This is a genomic window from Testudinibacter sp. P80/BLE/0925 (genome assembly GCF_053570785.1).
The window spans coordinates 1,403,406-1,421,756 of the sequence record NZ_CM131636.1; the positions used below are offsets into that span (position 1 = coordinate 1,403,406).

At 42.2% G+C, this 18,351-nt stretch carries 24 protein-coding genes and 1 tRNA gene; 11 read left to right on the forward strand and 14 right to left on the reverse strand.

What is annotated here, in order from left to right; genetic code table 11:
- Positions 1–516: 516 nt before the first annotated feature.
- The 11 genes from ACWA5Z_RS06785 (at position 517) to ACWA5Z_RS06835 (ending at position 9,547) form a co-directional block, all read left to right on the forward strand.
- The gene (locus ACWA5Z_RS06785; RefSeq protein WP_449343161.1) at positions 517–1,356 is read left to right on the forward strand and encodes a phage antirepressor N-terminal domain-containing protein; all 840 of its coding nucleotides are present in this window, start codon (positions 517–519) and stop codon (positions 1,354–1,356) included.
- A 152-nt stretch (positions 1,357–1,508) separates the two neighbouring features.
- Positions 1,509–2,015 (forward strand): hypothetical protein, encoded by a 507-nt coding sequence (locus ACWA5Z_RS06790; protein WP_449343162.1) that lies wholly within the window; start codon positions 1,509–1,511, stop codon positions 2,013–2,015.
- 13 nt (positions 2,016–2,028) lie between these two features.
- Positions 2,029–2,748 (forward strand): phage baseplate protein, encoded by a 720-nt coding sequence (locus tag ACWA5Z_RS06795; protein WP_449343163.1) that lies wholly within the window; start codon positions 2,029–2,031, stop codon positions 2,746–2,748.
- 6 nt (positions 2,749–2,754) lie between these two features.
- The gene (locus ACWA5Z_RS06800; RefSeq protein ID WP_449343164.1) at positions 2,755–3,054 is read left to right on the forward strand and encodes a phage baseplate plug family protein; all 300 of its coding nucleotides are present in this window, start codon (positions 2,755–2,757) and stop codon (positions 3,052–3,054) included.
- Positions 3,051–3,932, forward strand: a complete 882-nt coding sequence (locus tag ACWA5Z_RS06805) for a baseplate hub protein (protein WP_449343165.1) — start codon at positions 3,051–3,053, stop codon at positions 3,930–3,932. The genes ACWA5Z_RS06800 and ACWA5Z_RS06805 overlap by 4 nt, the downstream gene beginning before the upstream one ends.
- Positions 3,922–4,563, forward strand: a complete 642-nt coding sequence (locus ACWA5Z_RS06810) for a phage baseplate protein (RefSeq protein ID WP_449343166.1) — start codon at positions 3,922–3,924, stop codon at positions 4,561–4,563. Before ACWA5Z_RS06805 ends, ACWA5Z_RS06810 begins: the two co-directional genes overlap by 11 nt.
- Positions 4,564–4,571: 8 nt before the next feature.
- The gene (locus tag ACWA5Z_RS06815; protein ID WP_449343167.1) at positions 4,572–4,922 is read left to right on the forward strand and encodes a hypothetical protein; all 351 of its coding nucleotides are present in this window, start codon (positions 4,572–4,574) and stop codon (positions 4,920–4,922) included.
- Positions 4,919–6,109: a baseplate J/gp47 family protein gene (locus ACWA5Z_RS06820; RefSeq protein WP_449343168.1), complete on the forward strand. Its 1,191-nt coding sequence runs from the start codon at positions 4,919–4,921 to the stop codon at positions 6,107–6,109. Before ACWA5Z_RS06815 ends, ACWA5Z_RS06820 begins: the two co-directional genes overlap by 4 nt.
- The gene (locus ACWA5Z_RS06825) at positions 6,106–6,723 is read left to right on the forward strand and encodes a DUF2612 domain-containing protein (RefSeq protein ID WP_449343169.1); all 618 of its coding nucleotides are present in this window, start codon (positions 6,106–6,108) and stop codon (positions 6,721–6,723) included. The genes ACWA5Z_RS06820 and ACWA5Z_RS06825 overlap by 4 nt, the downstream gene beginning before the upstream one ends.
- Positions 6,724–6,787: 64 nt before the next feature.
- Positions 6,788–8,908 (forward strand): pyocin knob domain-containing protein, encoded by a 2,121-nt coding sequence (locus tag ACWA5Z_RS06830; protein WP_449343170.1) that lies wholly within the window; start codon positions 6,788–6,790, stop codon positions 8,906–8,908.
- Between the two features lie 12 nt (positions 8,909–8,920).
- On the forward strand, positions 8,921–9,547 hold the full coding sequence (locus tag ACWA5Z_RS06835) for a hypothetical protein (RefSeq protein WP_449343171.1): 627 nt from the start codon (positions 8,921–8,923) through the stop codon (positions 9,545–9,547).
- Between the two features lie 272 nt (positions 9,548–9,819).
- Here ACWA5Z_RS06835 and ACWA5Z_RS06840 read toward each other — a convergent pair whose 3' ends face one another.
- From ACWA5Z_RS06840 to lptC, 14 genes are all read right to left on the reverse strand, one after another.
- Positions 9,820–10,830: an AcrVA2 family anti-CRISPR protein gene (locus tag ACWA5Z_RS06840; protein ID WP_449343172.1), complete on the reverse strand. Its 1,011-nt coding sequence runs from the start codon at positions 10,828–10,830 to the stop codon at positions 9,820–9,822.
- 310 nt (positions 10,831–11,140) lie between these two features.
- Positions 11,141–11,785 carry a hypothetical protein gene (locus ACWA5Z_RS06845; RefSeq protein WP_449343173.1) on the reverse strand — a complete coding sequence of 215 codons (645 nt, stop codon included), beginning with the start codon at positions 11,783–11,785 and terminating at the stop codon, positions 11,141–11,143.
- A gap of 15 nt (positions 11,786–11,800) precedes the next feature.
- Positions 11,801–12,382 (reverse strand): hypothetical protein, encoded by a 582-nt coding sequence (locus ACWA5Z_RS06850; protein ID WP_449343174.1) that lies wholly within the window; start codon positions 12,380–12,382, stop codon positions 11,801–11,803.
- Between the two features lie 56 nt (positions 12,383–12,438).
- The gene (locus tag ACWA5Z_RS06855) at positions 12,439–12,714 is read right to left on the reverse strand and encodes a hypothetical protein (RefSeq protein ID WP_449343175.1); all 276 of its coding nucleotides are present in this window, start codon (positions 12,712–12,714) and stop codon (positions 12,439–12,441) included.
- Between the two features lie 126 nt (positions 12,715–12,840).
- A complete protein-coding gene (locus ACWA5Z_RS06860) occupies positions 12,841–13,059 on the reverse strand; it encodes a hypothetical protein (RefSeq protein WP_449343176.1) in 219 nt (72 codons plus the stop codon).
- A gap of 15 nt (positions 13,060–13,074) precedes the next feature.
- On the reverse strand, positions 13,075–13,920 hold the full coding sequence (locus ACWA5Z_RS06865; RefSeq protein ID WP_449343177.1) for a hypothetical protein: 846 nt from the start codon (positions 13,918–13,920) through the stop codon (positions 13,075–13,077).
- The gene (locus ACWA5Z_RS06870) at positions 13,904–14,134 is read right to left on the reverse strand and encodes a hypothetical protein (protein WP_449343178.1); all 231 of its coding nucleotides are present in this window, start codon (positions 14,132–14,134) and stop codon (positions 13,904–13,906) included. Before ACWA5Z_RS06870 ends, ACWA5Z_RS06865 begins: the two co-directional genes overlap by 17 nt.
- A gap of 244 nt (positions 14,135–14,378) precedes the next feature.
- Positions 14,379–14,681, reverse strand: a complete 303-nt coding sequence (locus ACWA5Z_RS06875) for a hypothetical protein (RefSeq protein WP_449343179.1) — start codon at positions 14,679–14,681, stop codon at positions 14,379–14,381.
- Between the two features lie 248 nt (positions 14,682–14,929).
- Positions 14,930–15,006, reverse strand: a tRNA-Arg gene (locus ACWA5Z_RS06880).
- Between the two features lie 19 nt (positions 15,007–15,025).
- Complete coding sequence (rapZ, locus tag ACWA5Z_RS06885) at positions 15,026–15,883, reverse strand: RNase adapter RapZ (RefSeq protein ID WP_431050869.1); 858 nt, start codon at positions 15,881–15,883, stop codon at positions 15,026–15,028.
- 29 nt (positions 15,884–15,912) lie between these two features.
- The gene (gene ptsN / locus ACWA5Z_RS06890) at positions 15,913–16,395 is read right to left on the reverse strand and encodes a PTS IIA-like nitrogen regulatory protein PtsN (RefSeq protein WP_431050871.1); all 483 of its coding nucleotides are present in this window, start codon (positions 16,393–16,395) and stop codon (positions 15,913–15,915) included.
- A gap of 27 nt (positions 16,396–16,422) precedes the next feature.
- Positions 16,423–17,148, reverse strand: a complete 726-nt coding sequence (gene lptB / locus ACWA5Z_RS06895) for an LPS export ABC transporter ATP-binding protein (RefSeq protein WP_431050873.1) — start codon at positions 17,146–17,148, stop codon at positions 16,423–16,425.
- A gap of 15 nt (positions 17,149–17,163) precedes the next feature.
- The gene (gene lptA, locus ACWA5Z_RS06900; RefSeq protein WP_431050875.1) at positions 17,164–17,673 is read right to left on the reverse strand and encodes a lipopolysaccharide transport periplasmic protein LptA; all 510 of its coding nucleotides are present in this window, start codon (positions 17,671–17,673) and stop codon (positions 17,164–17,166) included.
- Positions 17,654–18,235, reverse strand: coding sequence for an LPS export ABC transporter periplasmic protein LptC (lptC, locus tag ACWA5Z_RS06905; RefSeq protein ID WP_431050877.1), 582 nt, complete (start codon positions 18,233–18,235; stop codon positions 17,654–17,656). Before lptC ends, lptA begins: the two co-directional genes overlap by 20 nt.
- Between the last annotated feature and the right edge of the window lie 116 nt (positions 18,236–18,351).

Genomic DNA, 18,351 nt, shown 5'->3' on the forward strand with positions numbered 1-18,351 from the left:
TAAAAAGAGCCGTTCATCGTCTGTGAGCGGTCTTGTTTTTAGGGTTTCTACAATGCCTTGTACAAATTCGTTGCCGTCGTTTGCGATATTTTCTAAAAATTTAATGAACATAATTTACTCCTGTTGTTGATGTGTTTGCAGAATACCAATAAAAATAAGCGAATAGAAAGCAAGACAATAGCTTTTGGAATCTAGATCGCAAAAATGAAATAAATGTCGCTAATTATTGACAGATCAAGCGGTCTATCTTAGTATGTCTTCAAGGTCTCAAAAGCCTGTGTATAACGGAACTTCACCCCGTCAGTGTGATTTTTTTGTACCTGCGATTTAGTGTGTTTAACCTAACCATCATTAAATCCATTAAGAGCGGTGCAAAAGTAAATAATCTATCAATGATCGACGGTGCGACGAATACAATACCGTAAGGGAATAAGTCCGCCAGATTATGCACTGGTTTTGAGCCGTCGATCACCCTAATGCTTAGGGTGTAATTCAACTCTCAAAAAGGAAATGCATATGAATACTCAACTACAAACTATCAATTTCTACAACCGCACTTTAGCTACGTTTGAACAAAACGGAATTTACTATACTGCAATGAAGCCAATTTGTGAAAATATTGGCTTGGCATGGGAACCTCAGCTATTGCGAATTAAGCGTGATGATGTTTTAAATTCAACTATGATCATCACGATCATGGTTGCCGAAGATGGTAAAAAGCGTGAGATGATTTGTTTACCAATCGATTATCTGAACGGTTGGCTATTTGGCATTGATGTTAAGCGAGTTAAGCCAGAAATCAGAGATACACTGATCACATACAAAAAAGAGTGCTACAAGGCGTTGCATGATTATTGGGTAAACGGCAAAGCCGAAAGATCGACAACAACGGTTGATGATCGCACAGGCTTGCGTGATGCCGTAAACATGATCGTCAGCAAGAAAGGGCTGCTTTATTCTGATGCCTACTCGTTAATCCATCAATACATGAACGTTCAGCATATTGACGAGATACCGAAAGCGCAGTTACCGGCGGCAGTGGCGTATTGTCATAAAATTGTGCTTGAGGGTGAGTTGATCCTCAATACACCCGAAGAAACAGAGCGTAAATTGAACCTCAACTCTGAAGGCGTGAATGCCATTATCAACTGCTACTACACAGCAACCAGAATGCAAGAAGCGGTTCAGTTCCTGCTAAACCAATTAAACACATTCCGCTCTACCAGTCTTGATAGCGTGCGCTTTAATTGTGAAGTCATGGAAAGATATATCCGAGAAGCACACCCGCACGTTGAGGGGCTGGTGAAGCAACGATACCGCAGTAAAACGCCATTAATGCCACAAATAGGTTATTAAATACATTTATCAAGCCACTGTAAAAGGTGGCTTTTTATTGGGGAAACTGTGATCTGTATCATAAAACCGAATATCTATTCTTGAAATTAATAACAGCTAAACTTATATGAGGGAAAGAGATGATACATATTGTTCCAATAAGGGTGGGGAAAATGATTACATATCAACAACTATGCGAGCAGCAAGATCTTTATAGAAGCACTTTAATCAATCGAAGAAAGCATCTACAAGAGCTAATTGGCGAGTTTGCGCAAGCCATTGCGGAAAATTTAGGGTTATTTGGAAAATTTTATACAGAAAGACCTTTTGAATCCAATGCCCGCACTTCAAAGTCTTACATTAAGATATTAGAACTGAAGTCAGGAAAATGTGAGGATATTTCCCCACATCAAATTCCTGTTGAATTTGACAGCAACGGCAATCCTTCCGCAATGGTGGGCATTTCCATCACTCTTGAGAAAGATGAAAAGACCTACCCTAAACCAAATATTTATATTCAAACACGATTTGGCTTGATTGCGGATGCGCTATCTCTTTCATTTGTTGATTTTGATAAGGGCATGCAAATATCTATTGATCTTGAAGAGCCGAATAAGTGGGATTATGCCGTCGAATCATACAAAGAAGTGGTAATGCAGAGCTGCACATTGCCAAACTAGCAAACTAAATTATATGCAATTGAAGCCTGTCTTTTTAAGACGGGCTTTTTTGTTTGGAGAAAATATGAGCTGGAACTCAATAGGTGTGCCGTCCGTTCCCGGATTGCCAAAAAATATCGGTGATGCGGTTATCAAATTTGGGGGCGGGCAAATTATCAATAGCTTTTTTGGTAATTATTGGGGCGTGTTCGATCAAAACGGCTTACCTTTGCTGCTGGTTGATAATGTTAAATCGGTCAAGTTTCAAAACCGCTCTAAAATCTCAAATTCACCGGTCGAGGCAGGTTCATTTACGAGCTATAACAAGGTGGTTGAGCCTTATTCTGTCAGCGTAGTGATGACTAAAGGAAGTGGCGGCGTTACCGAAAGAGGGGCGTTTCTAGGGATTTTAGACGCTTTTTCGAACAGCACGGATCTATTTATGGTAATCACACCGGAAGCGGTTTATCCGAATTGCAATATTACTGGTTATGACTATGTGCGAGAACATAACGACGGCGCACGTCTGATTAAAGCAAACGTACATTTGCAAGAAGTGCGGGAAGTTAAGGTTTCATACACCAAAGAAAAAGCGCCTACCGTAGCGACAGAGCAAAATGCAGGCAACGCAACACCGGCGCAGGCGGCAAAGTCAAACGATAGCGTGCTTTCATGGTTCAAGGATAAATCAATCTCCGAAATTGGCAAGGAATTGGCGGAAAAGGCAAAAGAAATCGTTAAGGAAATTTTCTAGGGGGATATGATGATTTATGAGATACCTTTGCAACCGATACCGGCGCAGCGTCTGAGTTGCTCTTTGGGCGGTCAAAATTTGGATATATCCCTCACTACCAGATTACACAATCAAGTGTACATCAGCATTTTTGCGGATAGTAAGCCTGTTGTGATTAACCGATTGTGCCTGAATCTAGCACCTATTATCGGTACGGATTATTTGCCGATTAACGGTAATCTTGTGTTTGCTGATTCTCAAGGTCACAACGATCCTGAATGGTCTGGCTTAGGCTCTCGATATAAATTGTATTGGGGTGGCGCATGAGTTTTACCGAGAAAAAGTTACGGCTAAAGCTGCTACTTGGGGTTGAGGGTGATAGTTTTGATGAGGACGGACACAATGCAATTTCTGTTGATGGATTAAGGGTTTCAGCAACGATCCAATTTGGCAACGGGCAAGGAATTGTGCCGACGGCTAAAATAATGGTTTACGGTTTGAGTTTAAGCATTATGAACCGTATCACTAAAATTCACTGGAACACGGAAGAGAGCAAGCGGAATTATGTTCGTTTGGAGGCGGGTGAGGGTGATGTCTGGACGGTGGTTTATTCTGGATTGATTACCTTTGCTTTTCCGAATTTCGGCTCTAGTTCGGAAGCGATTTTAACCATTGATTCCGCCTCAGCGTTAGAACACCAATTATTACCGGTGCCGCCAGTCAGCTTTAAAGGTGAGGTCGATGTTGCGGAAGCAATCCGCGAGATTTGCCAACGCATGAAAATGCGATTTGAGAATAACGGTGTAAATGCAAAACTGAGCAATACCTATTTGTGTGAAACCGCACTTGAACAGGTCAAGAAACTGTGTGCCGCCGCCAATGTGGATTTGTACATTGACATCAACACAATTGCCATTACACCGAGATCTAAGCCTAGAGATATTACGATTCCGATCATATCCCCATCAACGGGGCTATTGGGTTATCCGGTGCCGAATATTAACGGCGTTAGCTTCCAATGCCTTTATGATCCAGCGTTAAAATTTGGCGGATTAGTTGAAATTGCCGACAGCATGATTGAAATGGCAAACGGTAGATGGCGAGTCTTTGGGATTAATTTGTTTTTAGAAAGTATGACACCAAACGGCAGATGGTTTGCTGAAATTCAAGCGGCTAAAAATGGTGAGGTGAAACTTGCAAAATAACAATTTTGGTCTGATGAAGATTGACAATATGTTCAGCGATGCGGGCGAATTGCAATTCATCATCAATAATTTAATCGGGCGCATACAGACAGTTACCCTTGTGCAAGTTAAGGCGGTCAATTCCGGCGGTGTTAGCCCTGTTGGAACGATTGATGTGCAACCTATGGTTGCGCAGCTTGACGGCAACGGTAACGCCTATCCGCACGGCATTATTCACAATATCCCTTACATGAGATTGCAGGGGGGGTCTAATGCGGTGATTATCGATCCGAAAGTGGGCGATATTGGCATGTGTGGCTTCTGCAGCCGAGATATATCAAGCGTCAAAAACAATAAAGCCCCATCTCTGCCGCAAAGCCTGCGCAAGTTTGATTATGCCGACGGTTTGTATTTTGGCGGATTTCTTAACGGCACGCCTAGCCAATACATTTTTTTCAAAGATTCGGGCATTAGCGTGGTCGCTACCGGTGAATTTAACGTTAAAGCCTCAAAGATTGTACTTGATGCGCCGGTGAATGCGACTTCAACCATTAATGCGACAGGCGAGATAACCGCAGGTAAAACGAAACTCACCGATCATGTGCATAGCGGTGTATCTTCCGGAAATTCAACGACTGGTAAGCCGGCATAGGGGGGATTATGAATACCTTGTTTTTAAATCCTGAATCATGGGATTTGATGCTAGATAGTGATGGCAATATTGCACTAGCGCGAGATCCGTATGCAAAGGCGCAGGACGTTGGAAGTGCGGTTAAATTGTTTAAAGGCGAGCTTTATTTCAACACTGAAAAGGGCATTCCGTATTTCGATGAAACGTTAGGGAAAAAGCAATCTTTTGCGCTTTATCAATATCGCTTAGAACAAGCGGCTTTAACTGTTCCGGGTGTTATTTCGGCGAAATCACGAATAATGAGTGGTGATAATCGAAACTTAATTGGCGAGATCACTATAACAGATAAGAACAACAAGATATTGAGTGTGCAATTATGACAACAAACGTACCAGCAGTTCAATTTACCCCGCAGGGTTTGATTATTCCGACGGCAAAAGAGGTGCTAGACGGTGTTTTAAATGATTTTAATGCAGCATTCGGCGGTAATTTAAATCTCAATCTTGAAACACCACAGGGGCAATTAGCGTCCTCAATTGCTGCAATCATTAACGATAAAAATAATCAACTTGCATGGCTGTTAAATAATTTAGATCCTGATTATTCCGACGGCATTATGCAAGATGCAATCGGCAAGATTTATTTTGTTAAGCGTAAAGGTCAAATTAATTCAGCCGCATCATGTATTTTTGTTGGCTTGCCAGGAACAACAATTCCAGAAGGATTTATTGTTAAAGACACGCTCAATAATGAATGGGTGTTAAATGATGAAATTTCAATTTTATCAAACGGACGTGTTACCGGAGCAATGACAGCGAAAGGGATTTATAGCGCAAAAGCCAACACTATTACTGAAATTAAACAAAATATCATTGGATTGGATAGAGTTTATAACCCAAGCGACGCAACGATCGGAAGTGCAGCAGAAAGCAGAGCCGATTTTGCGGAACGGTATAAAAAAAGTGTGGCGATTAATTCAAATGGTACGCTTGCATCGGTTTATTCTAATGTCGCTTCGCTTGATGGGGTAACCGACTGCTATGCAATTGAAAACAATAAATCAACACCGGTTACGGTCGGCGCAAGCAACTATCAATTGTCGCCTCACAGTGTTTATGTTGCTGTTGTTGGCGGAAATAACAATGATATTGCTAAGGCTATTTGGAAATATTCAGGCAATGGCTGTGATTACAACGGCAATACCATAGTAACAATTAAAGACGACACCTATCATGAGCCAAAGCCCACGTATGAAATAAAATTTATGCGTCCAACTCCGCTACCTATTTATTTTCAGGTGAAATTAAAAACAGGTGCATTAGAGGGGTATTCAGCAATGGCAAAAGAATCAATAAAGACTGCTTTTAACGGAAAGAATAAAGCAAAGATTGGTTCTATAATTTACGCCATTAGCTATGTTTCATTCCTTGTTAATGATTTATCCGGCAGTCATTTATTAGACGTTAAGGTAGGAAAATCAAAGGGCAGTTACTCTGATTCGGTGGAGATTGGAATAAATCAATACCCCACGATAGCCGATGCAAATATTGAGGTGATATTGGTATGAAAAATGTTAGTGATACGCTAATAAGTCAATATGCCAACAGCCCAATTATTTGCAATTTGATAAAAGGTATTGATGATTGCATTGATCCAAGTAAAGACATTGATTCTTTTTATAATCTTATTTGGAATCTTGATACTGCAAAAGGCATTGGGTTGGATTTTTGGGGTAAAGTTGTTGGGATTGAGCGTTATATCTTAATCAATAAAAGGAATCAATTTGTCGGCTCATCACTTGCTGCAAGCGATTTGGGGATTTATACCGAAAACACATCTTACAGAATGAATGATGCTATGTTTAGAAGCATGATTTTTATCAAGGCATTAAGCAATATTATTTATGCAACCGCACCCAATATAAACAAGCTGGTTTCGGCTCTTTTTGAGAAAAGAGGGCGAACATATTTTATTAAAAGCGGAACAATGATGGCACGCTATGTATTTGAATTTAATTTAACGCAAATAGAAAAGGCAGTCATTATTAGTACCGATATTTTACCAAAACCAACAGGAGTATTAGTTGATTTTTATGAGCCGGATATATCAAAAACGTTTGGATTTATAGAAGCAAACATGGCGCCATTTGGTGAGGGTGCTTTTTATATTGGTGATAGATAGTAAGTCATATTTGCATTAACACAACAGCCCGCTTTTTTGCGGGCTTTTTTTATTGGAGCTAAGAATGAAGCAACCAAAATTACTAAGCAAGGCATGGGCGGAAACAGGGCTGAAAAACGATGTCCCCGCCACGAGAACAGATAGCATTCCGCAAGAATCGGCAACATACGCAGATGGATTTCCCAGTATTACGATGACGCCGATCGCAATGGGTGGTAAAGCACCGTCTGGTAAAGATATGAATGGGGTGCTGGGTGATTTGTCGTCTCATGCTGTTTATCAAAGCATGGGTGGGTTTTATCGATTTGACACAGCTTTTGCGAAACAAATCAACGGTTATCCAAAAGGTGCTATTTTAGCAAGCGACAATTTTAAATCGATTTTTGTTAGCCTTATTGACGGAAATACAACCAACTTTAATTCTGTGGCTTATGTGGGCAAGTGGGAAAAGGTAGCAGACATTGACACACTTAAAACGACAGCACCGTTAAAAATATCTACTAAGACAAAAAACACGACAACAGCAGCAGGGCATACTCACGAAATAGAGTTGGACGCTGCTAAGCCTACAGTTTCGGGCATCATGAAAGACCATGGCTTTGCAGATGCACAATACTCAAAAGAGGAGCTGGGCTATACGACAACCGATTTTAATGCAATTTACGGTAAAACGGCATTGATGACTATCGGCGGTACGATGATCAATGGTTTTCGTGGCGGGTCAGTAGCTTACACCGGGATTTTACACACAATTAAGCGCAAATGGATTGCCGGATTATCGCTTGTGCAACACGCTTATGACGCCGGTCGATTTGCTATGCGATTCGGCGGGCAAGTTAGCGAGACCGCTGCGCCCGTTTGGCAAAACTGGCAAGAGCCACTGATGATGGACGCGTTGACGCAAGAGATCCAACGCGACGTTAAAATCGGCAAAAATAAAACATTAACTGTTGATGGTCGGGTTGTTAATCGGCGTAATCAATCCGGCAATATACCGCATTATTTATTTATTGATGACAGTGTTGATCTCTCAAAAGATGTTGCTCGGAAAACAATCGGTCAAATCTATTTTAGAGCGGGCGAAACAGGATTGCAGGACGGGCGCACGAAAGCGCACATCAGGAGTGATATTTTAGACGATAAAAATGGTTTTATTGAGGCGGGGGTTTATAACTCAAATAATCAGTTTTCCGGTGCACTTCGCGGGTTTGGCAAGACCGGTAATTTTACAATCATGCTGGCTAACGATAACGGGTTGGATAAGCTGCAAGTTGGTGGGACGCTAGGGATTTTAGCAAACGGTAAAACCGCGCGATTTGGTGTTGGTAATAGTGACGCATACTGGTATAACGAGGCAGCAAATAAATATCTTCAGTTTAAAAATGGGGGCTGGATTGCGCTTAGTGACGATCCTGTTTTGTTGTCAAGACAGCTTGGCAACACCGATTTAAACACACTGACACAGCCACAACACCACGGCATTTTTGGGCAACCAATAAATGCCCCGGCAACTACTGCGAGGGGATACCCAAAACAAGAAGCTGGGTCATTGCTTGTTCTCCCGTCAGCTTATGGCGTGCAGCAGATTTATAGCGCATATTATAGCAAATCAGTTTACAAGCGAAACATGACGTCCAGCGGCGGCTGGTCGGAATGGATTGATATTACAGCTACAGCATGGAGTGAGGTCACCGGCAAGCCTGCAACATTTGCCCCGTCGTCACACTCTCACCCTTGGTCGCAAGTCACCGGAGCACCGGCAACCGCAACAAGATGGCCAGCGTGGGGTGAAGTCACTGGCAAACCAGTGCAAGCGACAAGGTGGCCGACATGGGCGGAAATTACAAATAAACCCAATCAAAATCAGTCAGTAACTATTTGGAGTGGTGATACTCGAGCTGCATTATCTGTTAATGTCGATATTAATAAATATGCAACAATCTATGTGCTACTCGAAATCAAAAACGCAACATTCGGTGGCGTTAAATTCTGGGTGTCATTTCCTACTCGAAATGCAAATGATACATATGTCGGTCAGTTAGACGCCGGCGGGGAAAATGCAGATAAACCGCACGCTTCGCTAATCAAAATAGGCACTAACGGCAATTCGTTCACATTGACTCCCGTTGATAATTGGGCGTGGAGAGAGCGCAAACCATACATAAAATCAGTTGTAGCTATTTAAAGGATGTCTAAAATGAAAATTTTTTTTAAAAAAGAAAACATAGAAATTATTCAGTTTTTCCCAGAACCAGAAGATTTAGATAATTATTACCAATTCGAAATCGAAAGCGAAAGCGAAGATCCATTTGCATTCATTGAAAACAAACATTTTTATTTATCTGATAGAAATGAAATTAAATACACTAAAGAGCATAAACCCAGTGAATATCATTCATGGGACGGCGAACAATGGATACTCACTGATAACCAACGTTCAACACTATTAGCTGATAAAAAAGCCGAAAAACTGCAAGAAATCAACACCAAAGCACAAGCGTTTGTAAGCCAAGTAGCCGGGCTTGATAAAGTCCCGGACTATGAGGTCAAGACATGGCAGACACAAGGCGAAGAGGCTAAAGCGTGGCACGCGGATAAAACCGCACTTACGCCAAATCTAGACGCAATCGCTGCCGCGCGCGGAATCCCAGCGGACGCGTTAAAAGCCAAGGCGTACGAAAAAACGGTTAAGTTTGAACTGTTAACAGCCGTTGTTGCAGGTTTGCGCCAAGGCTACGAGGACATAAATAAAGCCGCAAAAACCTGCGAAGAAGTGGAAAAAATCAACCCGGTTTACAAACTGCCGGAGGTGACAAATGAGTAGGCGTTGGGGGCGGCAGGTTTTAATTGCTATTGACCAGCTCATTAACGCAGTGTTCGCAGGCTGGGCGGACGAAACACTAAGCGCCCGCGCGTATCGCTGCCGAGATAAGCGCAAATGGGCGCTGATGATGCGACTGATAGATGGTGTATTTTTTTGGCAAAAGGCACATTGTCGGGGGGCTTATATGCGTGAGCTTTCGCGGTTGCAGATGCCAATCGATTACCGATAATTTTTAGCTGGCTTAAGTATAAAGAAAAGCCCTGAGCAGGGCTTTATTTCTTAATTTTATGCGCTGTCGGAGTGATTTTATCTGTATCATCTGTACCGACAGGGATTGGCGGTAGCCATTTAAGATTAAATTTTTGCTTATCGTCTTTTTTACTGCCAGACCAAAAACCGTGCCAATGGGCGCGCCTGATGTGAGGGCGCGGGGCAAGTCTGCCTGTAGATGTATATTCACGCTCTTTTGCTTCCGCTTGTTGTTTTGATAGCTTGATTGCGCTGCCTATCCTGACTCCGACATCGTTAATTATTGGATCTGGATTAATCACATATCCATTGCGTTTATATGCTTGTTTTACCGGCTTGCGCTCTGTGACTTCATCATTTTGCGTGCAAATAAAAATCAGCAAAGACAGCACCGGCTTGATGTATGTCAACATAATAGATGACCAGTTATCATCTGGCGATACGTCGTCAAAGATATGCACCTTGCTTGCTTGGACTTTTGCTGATGATATAAGTCCATCAATTAAGCCTTTTACCGTTGTTTCTTTTAGCGGCAAAGGAAGAGCCACAAGCCCGCCGGTAGTATCTAGCAGTAAACGCAGCTCGTCGCTTTCATAACCCGGATTATCGGGATTGCCCGCATCAAGATGTGCATAAAATCCATTGATTTTCTGACCGTTTTCAAAGTCAATCGGCGGCGTTTCCACATAAATTGACCACGCCGGAAGCCTGTAAAAGACCGAAATAGGAATAATGCTATCCATTTCGGTTTGCATTATCTCTAGTGCTGCCTCATCGTCAAATCGATAGATTAATTTTGAGTAGCTCCACGGGATCAATGCGCCCATCTTTGAGATGTCAGTCATTAAAGCCAGCATCTCAGGAAGGCTTGATGTTTCATTCAGATAAATGCTCTGATAAGCATTCATCGGTATAAAGCAGACGGATTCTTTATGCAGCTGCCGGATTAAATCCGATTGCTCAGCTAGCTTTGGATAACGATTTAAAAGCTGCTTAAGATGTCGAATTGTCGGATGTTTTTTATCTTGTCTCATAGCATAAACCGATTGTGTTAAAGAAAAAATGCACTATAAAAATAGTGCATTTTGTTTTTACGCCGTTGTGGCGACTAACTGTTAATTGACATCTATATGATAGATATATCAAATATTATTTTTTCTAAACTGCCTGTTTGGCAGATGAATATATAAATAAAATAATATTATTCTAAGCCGCCTGTTTGGCGGATAAAAGACACGCTTCATAGTCTTCTAAGACACACCGAAAGGGTGTGAGCCAATATTATTTATTTAGTTGCCGAAAGTCAAATTTAGATAGTGTAAATGTGATCCAGTTCAACACAAATCAGTAACTCTCTAGCCCAAATTTTTTCAGCGTTTCCTTACGCTGTTCAACAAGGATTTCGAACTGCTCCGGGTCGGATAGTCTCGCCGCATTGGCTTTTTGCGTAATATCAATCAGTGCCTGCAAGTTGTCGTTCAGCGATAGAAAATCTCTGATCGTAAGTCCAAGCCAAAAATAAGCATCTTGTAAAAATTCAGTGTTTTGTACGCACTGAAAAGCAAGTTTTGACGGATTGAAGTTTTTAATAAAACTTATCCGAATTTGACCTGCCACTTCGCATGATTCCCGCCGTCCTTGCAGCTTGTTTAGTTTGAACATTCGGCGGTAAGCGAGATCAACCCTTGCTCTATGCTCCCTTAGCGCTGATTCGCCCGGGTAGCGATCTAAGAGTTCCGAATATTCTATTTTCAGCATTTGGCTTTTATTCATAGCTTTGGCGCTTACTTGCAGCCACTCCCTATCCCAAATATCGATAGTGTCAGGATCTTTTGGCGCGGGTTGTGATCTGCTGTACTGCCAACTTGGCAGGAACATCAGATTCATTTTTTCCGTAATGTTAAACCCTTGATAGCGGTCCCAAAAGCATCTAATCATAAAGTCAGCATTTTCATACTGATATCCGCGTAAATCTCTGCAACTTGCCATATCCCACCCCAGATATTACATGATGACCCATCTGCCATTAATGCGCTCATATTCGTTTGCCAGCTTTTCATCAGCCAGATCCCAGAATAATTCCCTGTCAAGTAACGGAGCTGACGAGAAATCAGATCTAGTGAACGGAAAATATTCTTTTTCGTTTTTCGGTGAGAATTTTGATTCCTCGATAGTTTTTCCGATATAACAAAAATTATCGAGATTGTTTGCTATTGAAAGATAATCATTAATCGTCTTTAAAATAGCGCTGTCGTCAACGTGAACGCTATTAAAACGTGTTCCGATGCGTGGGGTGGGATCAGTGCATTTGTACAGCCGATCGGCTGTAATTTTGGTGCTTTCAATTTTAATATTCAGACCTATGTCAGAACTACCGGGAAAAATGTGAACATCGGCATATTTGCCAGTAATCATCATAGCGATTTCTATATCGAAATCATAATCTACCAGATGCGGTTCTCTTTCTGTTTGAGAAACGTCGAAGCCCGCTTCTGACAGATATTTAAAGATTCCGTGAGTATCGAATGTTGCGCCTGCGATCTCACCGTTGAAGTCTATAATTTCTTCTTTATAGATGCTAAACATAATATTTCCCCCTTTTCAATATTAAGAAAGAGCAGCTAAACTGCTCTTTTTCTCGACTACCAGTTGTAATAAGCCTCAACCCATGCTTCGGCTTCCGCATAGGTTTTGAACGTTTTTGATGTGTAGCCCTGATCGAAAATGGTATTGGTTTCAGATTGGAGAAAAAGCCCCCAGCCTGCCACATAATTAAATGGCTGGTCTCCGTAGAAGCCACTAAAAGCCTCTACGTTGCCGTGAGTGCTGGATTCAACGCGTGTGCGCGCGTCAACACGGATGATGGAAACGCAGCCGTCGCTGCCCGTTAAATACTCTCTGAAAAGTTCTTTACTCATGATATTTCTCCTGCCGCTTGTTAATCAAGTTTGACAGTGCGGCGTCTGTCTATGTGTATATAATATTATAGTGCGCACAATAATGCAATGGATATTTTCAGATTTTGATTGAAAGTGTGATTTAGATCACAAATTTTTAGTTTTTTGATAATATTCGATCAGCATAACAAGCTTTGTTGCATTATCAGATCCATCAATCGTTTTAAGCCCATCTTTGATAGCTTTAATTTTAGCAGCATCAATGCTTTTTATCGCAAATCGATTATCTGCTGTTATTTTTTTCTGCCATTCTGCGTGCGTTTTTGCTCGCAGGTTTCGGCTATGCTCAGTATTCGCGTTTGCCAAGTTACCCCCCTTTATTTATTCGTCATTTTTATCGGCGTGATAGTCAATATAAGCCCATGCTATACAGCGCTCAAAGTCACCTAGCCAGTTAGTTTCCTCAGCTGTGACGTGGGCTTTATTATTGAGTTTTACCGCTAAAAAAGGCACTTCCGGCGGCGTTCCGTGTCCGCCCGCCATTCTCCACGCCTTAGCTTTTTCGCGGCTGTGGGTACACAAAACTGCTTTTGCGATCTCTTGCTCAGCCATCATCTCGTCTGTTCGACAGATCAAAAACTCGCACATTTTTGCGTTGTGCCTCCCGATTTTACAAAGATATTGATCGTTAATTCCGCGTGCAATACCGCCTAGCATATCTTTGATCCAAGTCTTAAGCATTGGCAGGATTTCTTTTGCTACTTCACTTCGCGGGCTTTTTCTGCGGTGACCTGTATTGACTGTAATGTGATCGATATAGTCAAATTTGGCGTTTGATTTTTTTATCGTTGTGTGGATTTTGATTTCACACGCAAATTCATGCCGATTATCTAAGCTGCCAGCGTACACAATGAGCTTAGTGTTGCCCGGCTCTAATGTTCTATCAGCCTGCTTCATCTGCTCAAAAGTCACCGCAAACGGGTTTGACGAACCGTCCTCAAACACAATATCCGCATATAGCGGATCGATAATCTGCATACTTTTTTCGATAACTACTTTTTTGCCGGTTAGTATTTCTGACAAATAGGTTTGACTAAATCGTTGCGGTAATAATAACCGCAATGCTCCGGCATTAGCCGACAAATAAACTAAATTCCGACTATTAAATTCCGACTCCCAAAAATCGGTCTCGATTATTTCTGTCTTGTTATTAACTATTTTTAGCATTTCCATTCTCATATTTGTCGATTAAAAATTGGATTTTATCAGCATAACTATTGCCCGGGATCTGTTGCAAATATGCTTTTTGGGCTGTAATAAGCGTAGCTTGTCCGCTAACCTGATAAAACGCTGAACGCCCGCTTATTCGGGCTTCTTTTGTTGATTTCTTTGCAGCAGCCGAGCGTAATGCTCGGCTGTGTTCGGTATTGCTGTTTGCCATATATCTCCTATTAGCAATAACTATCCGCCAATACATCCGGGTTGCTACAAACGACCCCGTTTTTGTTTTCAAAAACAAGCGTGTCTCGATCCCATACTCTTAACGTGTTTGTATCCCGCCAATATTGGTATGTTTTATCATGTTCTTTTACTTCCGCTTCATCATCGCCAAAACTAAAAATTAGATGATCAACTCGCAGATACGTAAAGTTATTACCAGTTTCTTTTCATGATTTGATCTCCTGCTATTCCGACCAATCAATGTCAATTGTGGTTGCATCATAACCGCACCAGAACCCGGCCTGTCTTAAGGCCTCTATCATTTTATCGCGATTTAATGTGTTTGGTATCATGATAAAATATTCTTTATCATTATTTGAATTTGGGTCAAAAAACGCCACTCCCATTTCTATGCTGTTATCAATGAAATAGTTATATCTTCTATCCGTTAAGGACAGAGTTAATTTTTTGATACCCAGAGCATCTACAACGGCTACCTGCTCTTTAATTTTTCTGATCCATTTTTGTCTTTCTTTTGTCATTTCCATTTTTTATCTCCCGCCGCTGATTAATCGGATTATGACAGTGCGGCGTCTGTCTATGTGTATATAATATTATAGTGCGCACAATAATGCAATAGATATTTTCAGATTTATTCTAAAATGTGAGTTAGATCACATTGTAGTTATCGACAAAATTTAGCAAGGAGCGCAGTCCGGAAATTATCAACAGGTAATGTTGCTAGTAGTCAATTTATAAATTGGTTTTTACTTTTATTGCAACTAATTGTTTTTATTGGCGAACGTGGGCGGATTTGAACCGCCGGCCTATCCCTTAGGAGGGGATTGCTCTATCCGACTGAGCTACACATTCGTAGGATCTGTCCGTGGAATTATTGGCGTTTGTGCTTGCTTAACGAACTGTGTTGAATCTGAACTTTTTTGCCGCGCCCCAAGAAATATTCTCCCAATTGTTGGGCAATATACACCGAACGGTGTTTACCGCCGGTACAGCCGACGGCAACAGTGAGATAACTGCGGTTATTTTGTTCCAATAACGGCAACCAAGTTTCGATGTAATTACGGGTGGTATAAATAAAATTGTGTACTTCATTGTGGCGATTGAGGAAATCAATCACCGGTTCGTCCAGTCCGGTCAGCGGGCGTAACTGCGGATCCCAATGCGGATTCGGCAAAAAACGCACGTCAAACACATAATCCGCATCCAGTGGAATGCCATATTTAAAGCCGAAAGATTCAAAAACAATATTGAGCTCTTTGTCGGATTTTCCGCGCAGAAATTGGCGTAGTTTTTCCGCCAATTCGTGGGTGGAAATAGCGGAGGTATCCAATACTAAATCCGCGTGTTGAAATAAAGGCTCCAATAATTCGCGTTCTAATTCAATGGCGGATTCCAACGTCATATTTTTCACTGACAGCGGATGTAAGCGCCGGCTGTCGCTATAGCGGCGAATTAGGATACCGGGTTCGCAGTCGAGAAAAATCAGTTTGAGCTTAATATCGTCCGCCAGTTGGCGTAATACCTGTTCGAATTGAATCGAGGATTCGGGCAAATTGCGAATATCGAGGCTGATCGCAACCGCACTTTGCTTTTGCGCTAAAATTTCGATTGCTTGGTCAAAGAGGGCAAGCGGCAGATTGTCGATACAGTAGTAGCCGATGTCCTCAAGCGCACGCAATGCGACGGATTTGCCTGAACCTGAGCGTCCGCTGATGATAATCAGTTCCATATGTTGCCTCTCACAATAATATCCTATACTTATGCCTCGCTTGAAGCCGTGTCCTCTTCATGTAGATCCAATTTGGAAAAAATATCCCAAATCTCTTCTTTACTGTGTGCCGCCCGTAACTGCTTAACCAGTGTTTTGTTACTCAGTTTTTTGGCGATTTCGGGTAACAACGCTTTGCAGCTGCCGCAGAGATTCGCGGGAATAAACAGTGCGAACAGCAGATCGACTTCACGGTTATCCGCCGCTTTGTAGTCAATCGGATTGGCTAATTGTAAAAATACCGCAATCGGTTTATCGCCTTCACCCAGTTTGGCATGCGGCAGGGCGATTCCGTTGCCAAGTGCGGTACAACCGACTTTTTCGCGCTCACATAAGGCTTCAAAACAAACCTGACTATCGCCGCCGGTTTGTGCCGTCACCATTTCACTCAAGATTTCCAGCGTTCTTTTTTTACTCGAGGACATCACGCCTTGGCGAATATTGTCCAAGCTGAGCAGATGAGTTAATTTCATAATACAACGTCTCTAGGCTACGGGCGCTTACAATTTGAATTGATCGCCTAAATAAACCCGTTTTACATCTTCATTTTCCAAGATTTCTCTCGGCGTACCGGTGGCAATCATGTTGCCGGCACTGACGATATAGGCGCGTTCGCATACGTCCAGTGTTTCGCGCACATTATGGTCGGTAATCAGCACGCCCAAGCCGCGATCTTTGAGATGTAAAATAATTTTTTTAATATCAATCACCGAAATCGGATCGACCCCGGCAAAGGGTTCATCCAACAGAATAAATTTCGGATTGACCGCCAAAGCGCGTGCAATTTCGACCCGACGGCGTTCCCCGCCGGACAAAGATTGTCCTAAATTATTGCGGATATGATCGATATGAAATTCATCGATCAACTCTTCCGCCCGCTCGCGCCGTTGTTTCGGCGTGAGATCTTTACGGATCTCCAATACCGCCATCAAATTATCATATACGCTGAGACGGCGGAAAATCGAGGCTTCCTGCGGCAAGTAGCCGATCCCTTGTTGGGCACGGTTGTGCATTGGCAGCAGCGTAATATCTTGATCATCAATTTTAATCGAACCGTGATCATTTTTAACCAACCCGACCACCATATAAAAAGTGGTGGTTTTGCCGGCACCGTTCGGCCCGAGCAAGCCGACAATTTCACCGGAATTGACGTTCAGGCTGACATTACGCACCACTTGGCGCCCCTTGTAGGACTTTGCCAGATTTTGTGCCGAAAGAATAGACATAGAATCTTAACCTGTTTATTTTTGTTGTAATTGTGACGGGTACAGGATGGTTTTTACGCGGCCTTTACCCTTGTTTTTGGCAATCATTTTTTGTTGTTGCACATCATAGGTGATCACTTCGGCATTAATTTGACTGTCTAACTGTTTCAGCTGCGCATTGCCGGTCAGCACCAGATATTGGCTGCCAAGATCATAATTGACCTTGCCGGCATGCCCGTTAATCGGTTTGCCGTTATCCAGCTGTTGTTGGAAAGTCACCGGATTGCCGGTGGCTTCGATTTTTTCTTTGCCGCTGGAATTGTCGGCAGGGCGGATAATCGTCACTTTGTTTGCGTTAATCAGAATCGAGCCTTGGGTGATCACCACATTGTCGGAAAAGGTGACAATATTGTTTTCCAAATCCAGAGATTGATTGTCCGAGGTGATATTAATCGGTTGCTGAGTGTCACTTTTCAGGGCTGAAGCCGAGAAAGAGAGCAACATTGCGCTGACGAATGCCAATGATTTAATTAGTTTGGATCTCATAATGGGTTTGTACCTGCTCTTTTAATGTGGCGACCTGTTGACGAAGGTTACCGATTAAACGTTTCCCGGTAGTGGTGAAACTTTGACCGACAACGCTGACCATTGTATCAGATGTTATATCTTGTGTCGTTAAATTGACGACCGCACTTGACGTTTTCAGGCTATGGATTTTACTTTCCGGCAACAAACTTTCAATAGTGACATTATCGTCAAGATATAACATCTTATCTTTGCTGATTTTTGCTTGATCGGCGCTGAGTTTCCAACTGCGGACCAAATTATCGCTGTTTTTTGCGGTTTCAAACAAATAGACCACCGGCGATTTAAAAAGCGTATCGCCGCTTTGCTGAAAATATTCCACTTGATCAGCGGTAGCCACATATTGCTTGCGCCCGTCAACGGAATACAATGTGGTTTCCATACGGTTGGCGACATAATCCGGATTGTCACTGGTTTGAATTCGAGTGCTTAGCGTGGTTTCGTCTTGCTGATTGAGCGAGTAATACCAAGCGAGCAAGCCGAGTGCAATCAGCAATAAAATACTATTCCAACGAAAATTCATCCGCTTTCCTGTTGAGTATAAAAGAATTAAACAATGCGAAATTCTAGCATAAATTCGCGACATTTAGGCAACTTCCCTATAATTAATCTATTTTCCGCCGGGGCAAATAGTTGAGC

What these genes read in the sequence shown, in the direction of transcription:
- ACWA5Z_RS06825 (WP_449343169.1), top strand. Translation starts at nt 6,106, where the DNA reads ATGAAAAATGTTAGTGATACGCTAATAAGTCAATATGCCAACAGCCCA.
- lptC (WP_431050877.1), bottom strand. Translation starts at nt 18,235, where the DNA reads ATGAATTTTCGTTGGAATAGTATTTTATTGCTGATTGCACTCGGCTTG.
- lptA (WP_431050875.1), bottom strand. Translation starts at nt 17,673, where the DNA reads ATGAGATCCAAACTAATTAAATCATTGGCATTCGTCAGCGCAATGTTG.
- lptB (WP_431050873.1), bottom strand. Translation starts at nt 17,148, where the DNA reads ATGTCTATTCTTTCGGCACAAAATCTGGCAAAGTCCTACAAGGGGCGC.
- ACWA5Z_RS06835 (WP_449343171.1), top strand. Translation starts at nt 8,921, where the DNA reads ATGAAAATTTTTTTTAAAAAAGAAAACATAGAAATTATTCAGTTTTTC.
- ACWA5Z_RS06815 (WP_449343167.1), top strand. Translation starts at nt 4,572, where the DNA reads ATGAATACCTTGTTTTTAAATCCTGAATCATGGGATTTGATGCTAGAT.
- ACWA5Z_RS06865 (WP_449343177.1), bottom strand. Translation starts at nt 13,920, where the DNA reads ATGCTAAAAATAGTTAATAACAAGACAGAAATAATCGAGACCGATTTT.
- ACWA5Z_RS06785 (WP_449343161.1), top strand. Translation starts at nt 517, where the DNA reads ATGAATACTCAACTACAAACTATCAATTTCTACAACCGCACTTTAGCT.
- rapZ (WP_431050869.1), bottom strand. Translation starts at nt 15,883, where the DNA reads ATGGAACTGATTATCATCAGCGGACGCTCAGGTTCAGGCAAATCCGTC.
- ACWA5Z_RS06850 (WP_449343174.1), bottom strand. Translation starts at nt 12,382, where the DNA reads ATGTTTAGCATCTATAAAGAAGAAATTATAGACTTCAACGGTGAGATC.
- ACWA5Z_RS06875 (WP_449343179.1), bottom strand. Translation starts at nt 14,681, where the DNA reads ATGGAAATGACAAAAGAAAGACAAAAATGGATCAGAAAAATTAAAGAG.
- ACWA5Z_RS06840 (WP_449343172.1), bottom strand. Translation starts at nt 10,830, where the DNA reads ATGAGACAAGATAAAAAACATCCGACAATTCGACATCTTAAGCAGCTT.
- ACWA5Z_RS06795 (WP_449343163.1), top strand. Translation starts at nt 2,029, where the DNA reads ATGCAATTGAAGCCTGTCTTTTTAAGACGGGCTTTTTTGTTTGGAGAA.
- ACWA5Z_RS06805 (WP_449343165.1), top strand. Translation starts at nt 3,051, where the DNA reads ATGAGTTTTACCGAGAAAAAGTTACGGCTAAAGCTGCTACTTGGGGTT.
- ACWA5Z_RS06800 (WP_449343164.1), top strand. Translation starts at nt 2,755, where the DNA reads ATGATGATTTATGAGATACCTTTGCAACCGATACCGGCGCAGCGTCTG.
- ACWA5Z_RS06820 (WP_449343168.1), top strand. Translation starts at nt 4,919, where the DNA reads ATGACAACAAACGTACCAGCAGTTCAATTTACCCCGCAGGGTTTGATT.
- ptsN (WP_431050871.1), bottom strand. Translation starts at nt 16,395, where the DNA reads ATGAAATTAACTCATCTGCTCAGCTTGGACAATATTCGCCAAGGCGTG.
- ACWA5Z_RS06790 (WP_449343162.1), top strand. Translation starts at nt 1,509, where the DNA reads ATGATTACATATCAACAACTATGCGAGCAGCAAGATCTTTATAGAAGC.
- ACWA5Z_RS06855 (WP_449343175.1), bottom strand. Translation starts at nt 12,714, where the DNA reads ATGAGTAAAGAACTTTTCAGAGAGTATTTAACGGGCAGCGACGGCTGC.
- ACWA5Z_RS06830 (WP_449343170.1), top strand. Translation starts at nt 6,788, where the DNA reads ATGAAGCAACCAAAATTACTAAGCAAGGCATGGGCGGAAACAGGGCTG.
- ACWA5Z_RS06845 (WP_449343173.1), bottom strand. Translation starts at nt 11,785, where the DNA reads ATGGCAAGTTGCAGAGATTTACGCGGATATCAGTATGAAAATGCTGAC.
- ACWA5Z_RS06870 (WP_449343178.1), bottom strand. Translation starts at nt 14,134, where the DNA reads ATGGCAAACAGCAATACCGAACACAGCCGAGCATTACGCTCGGCTGCT.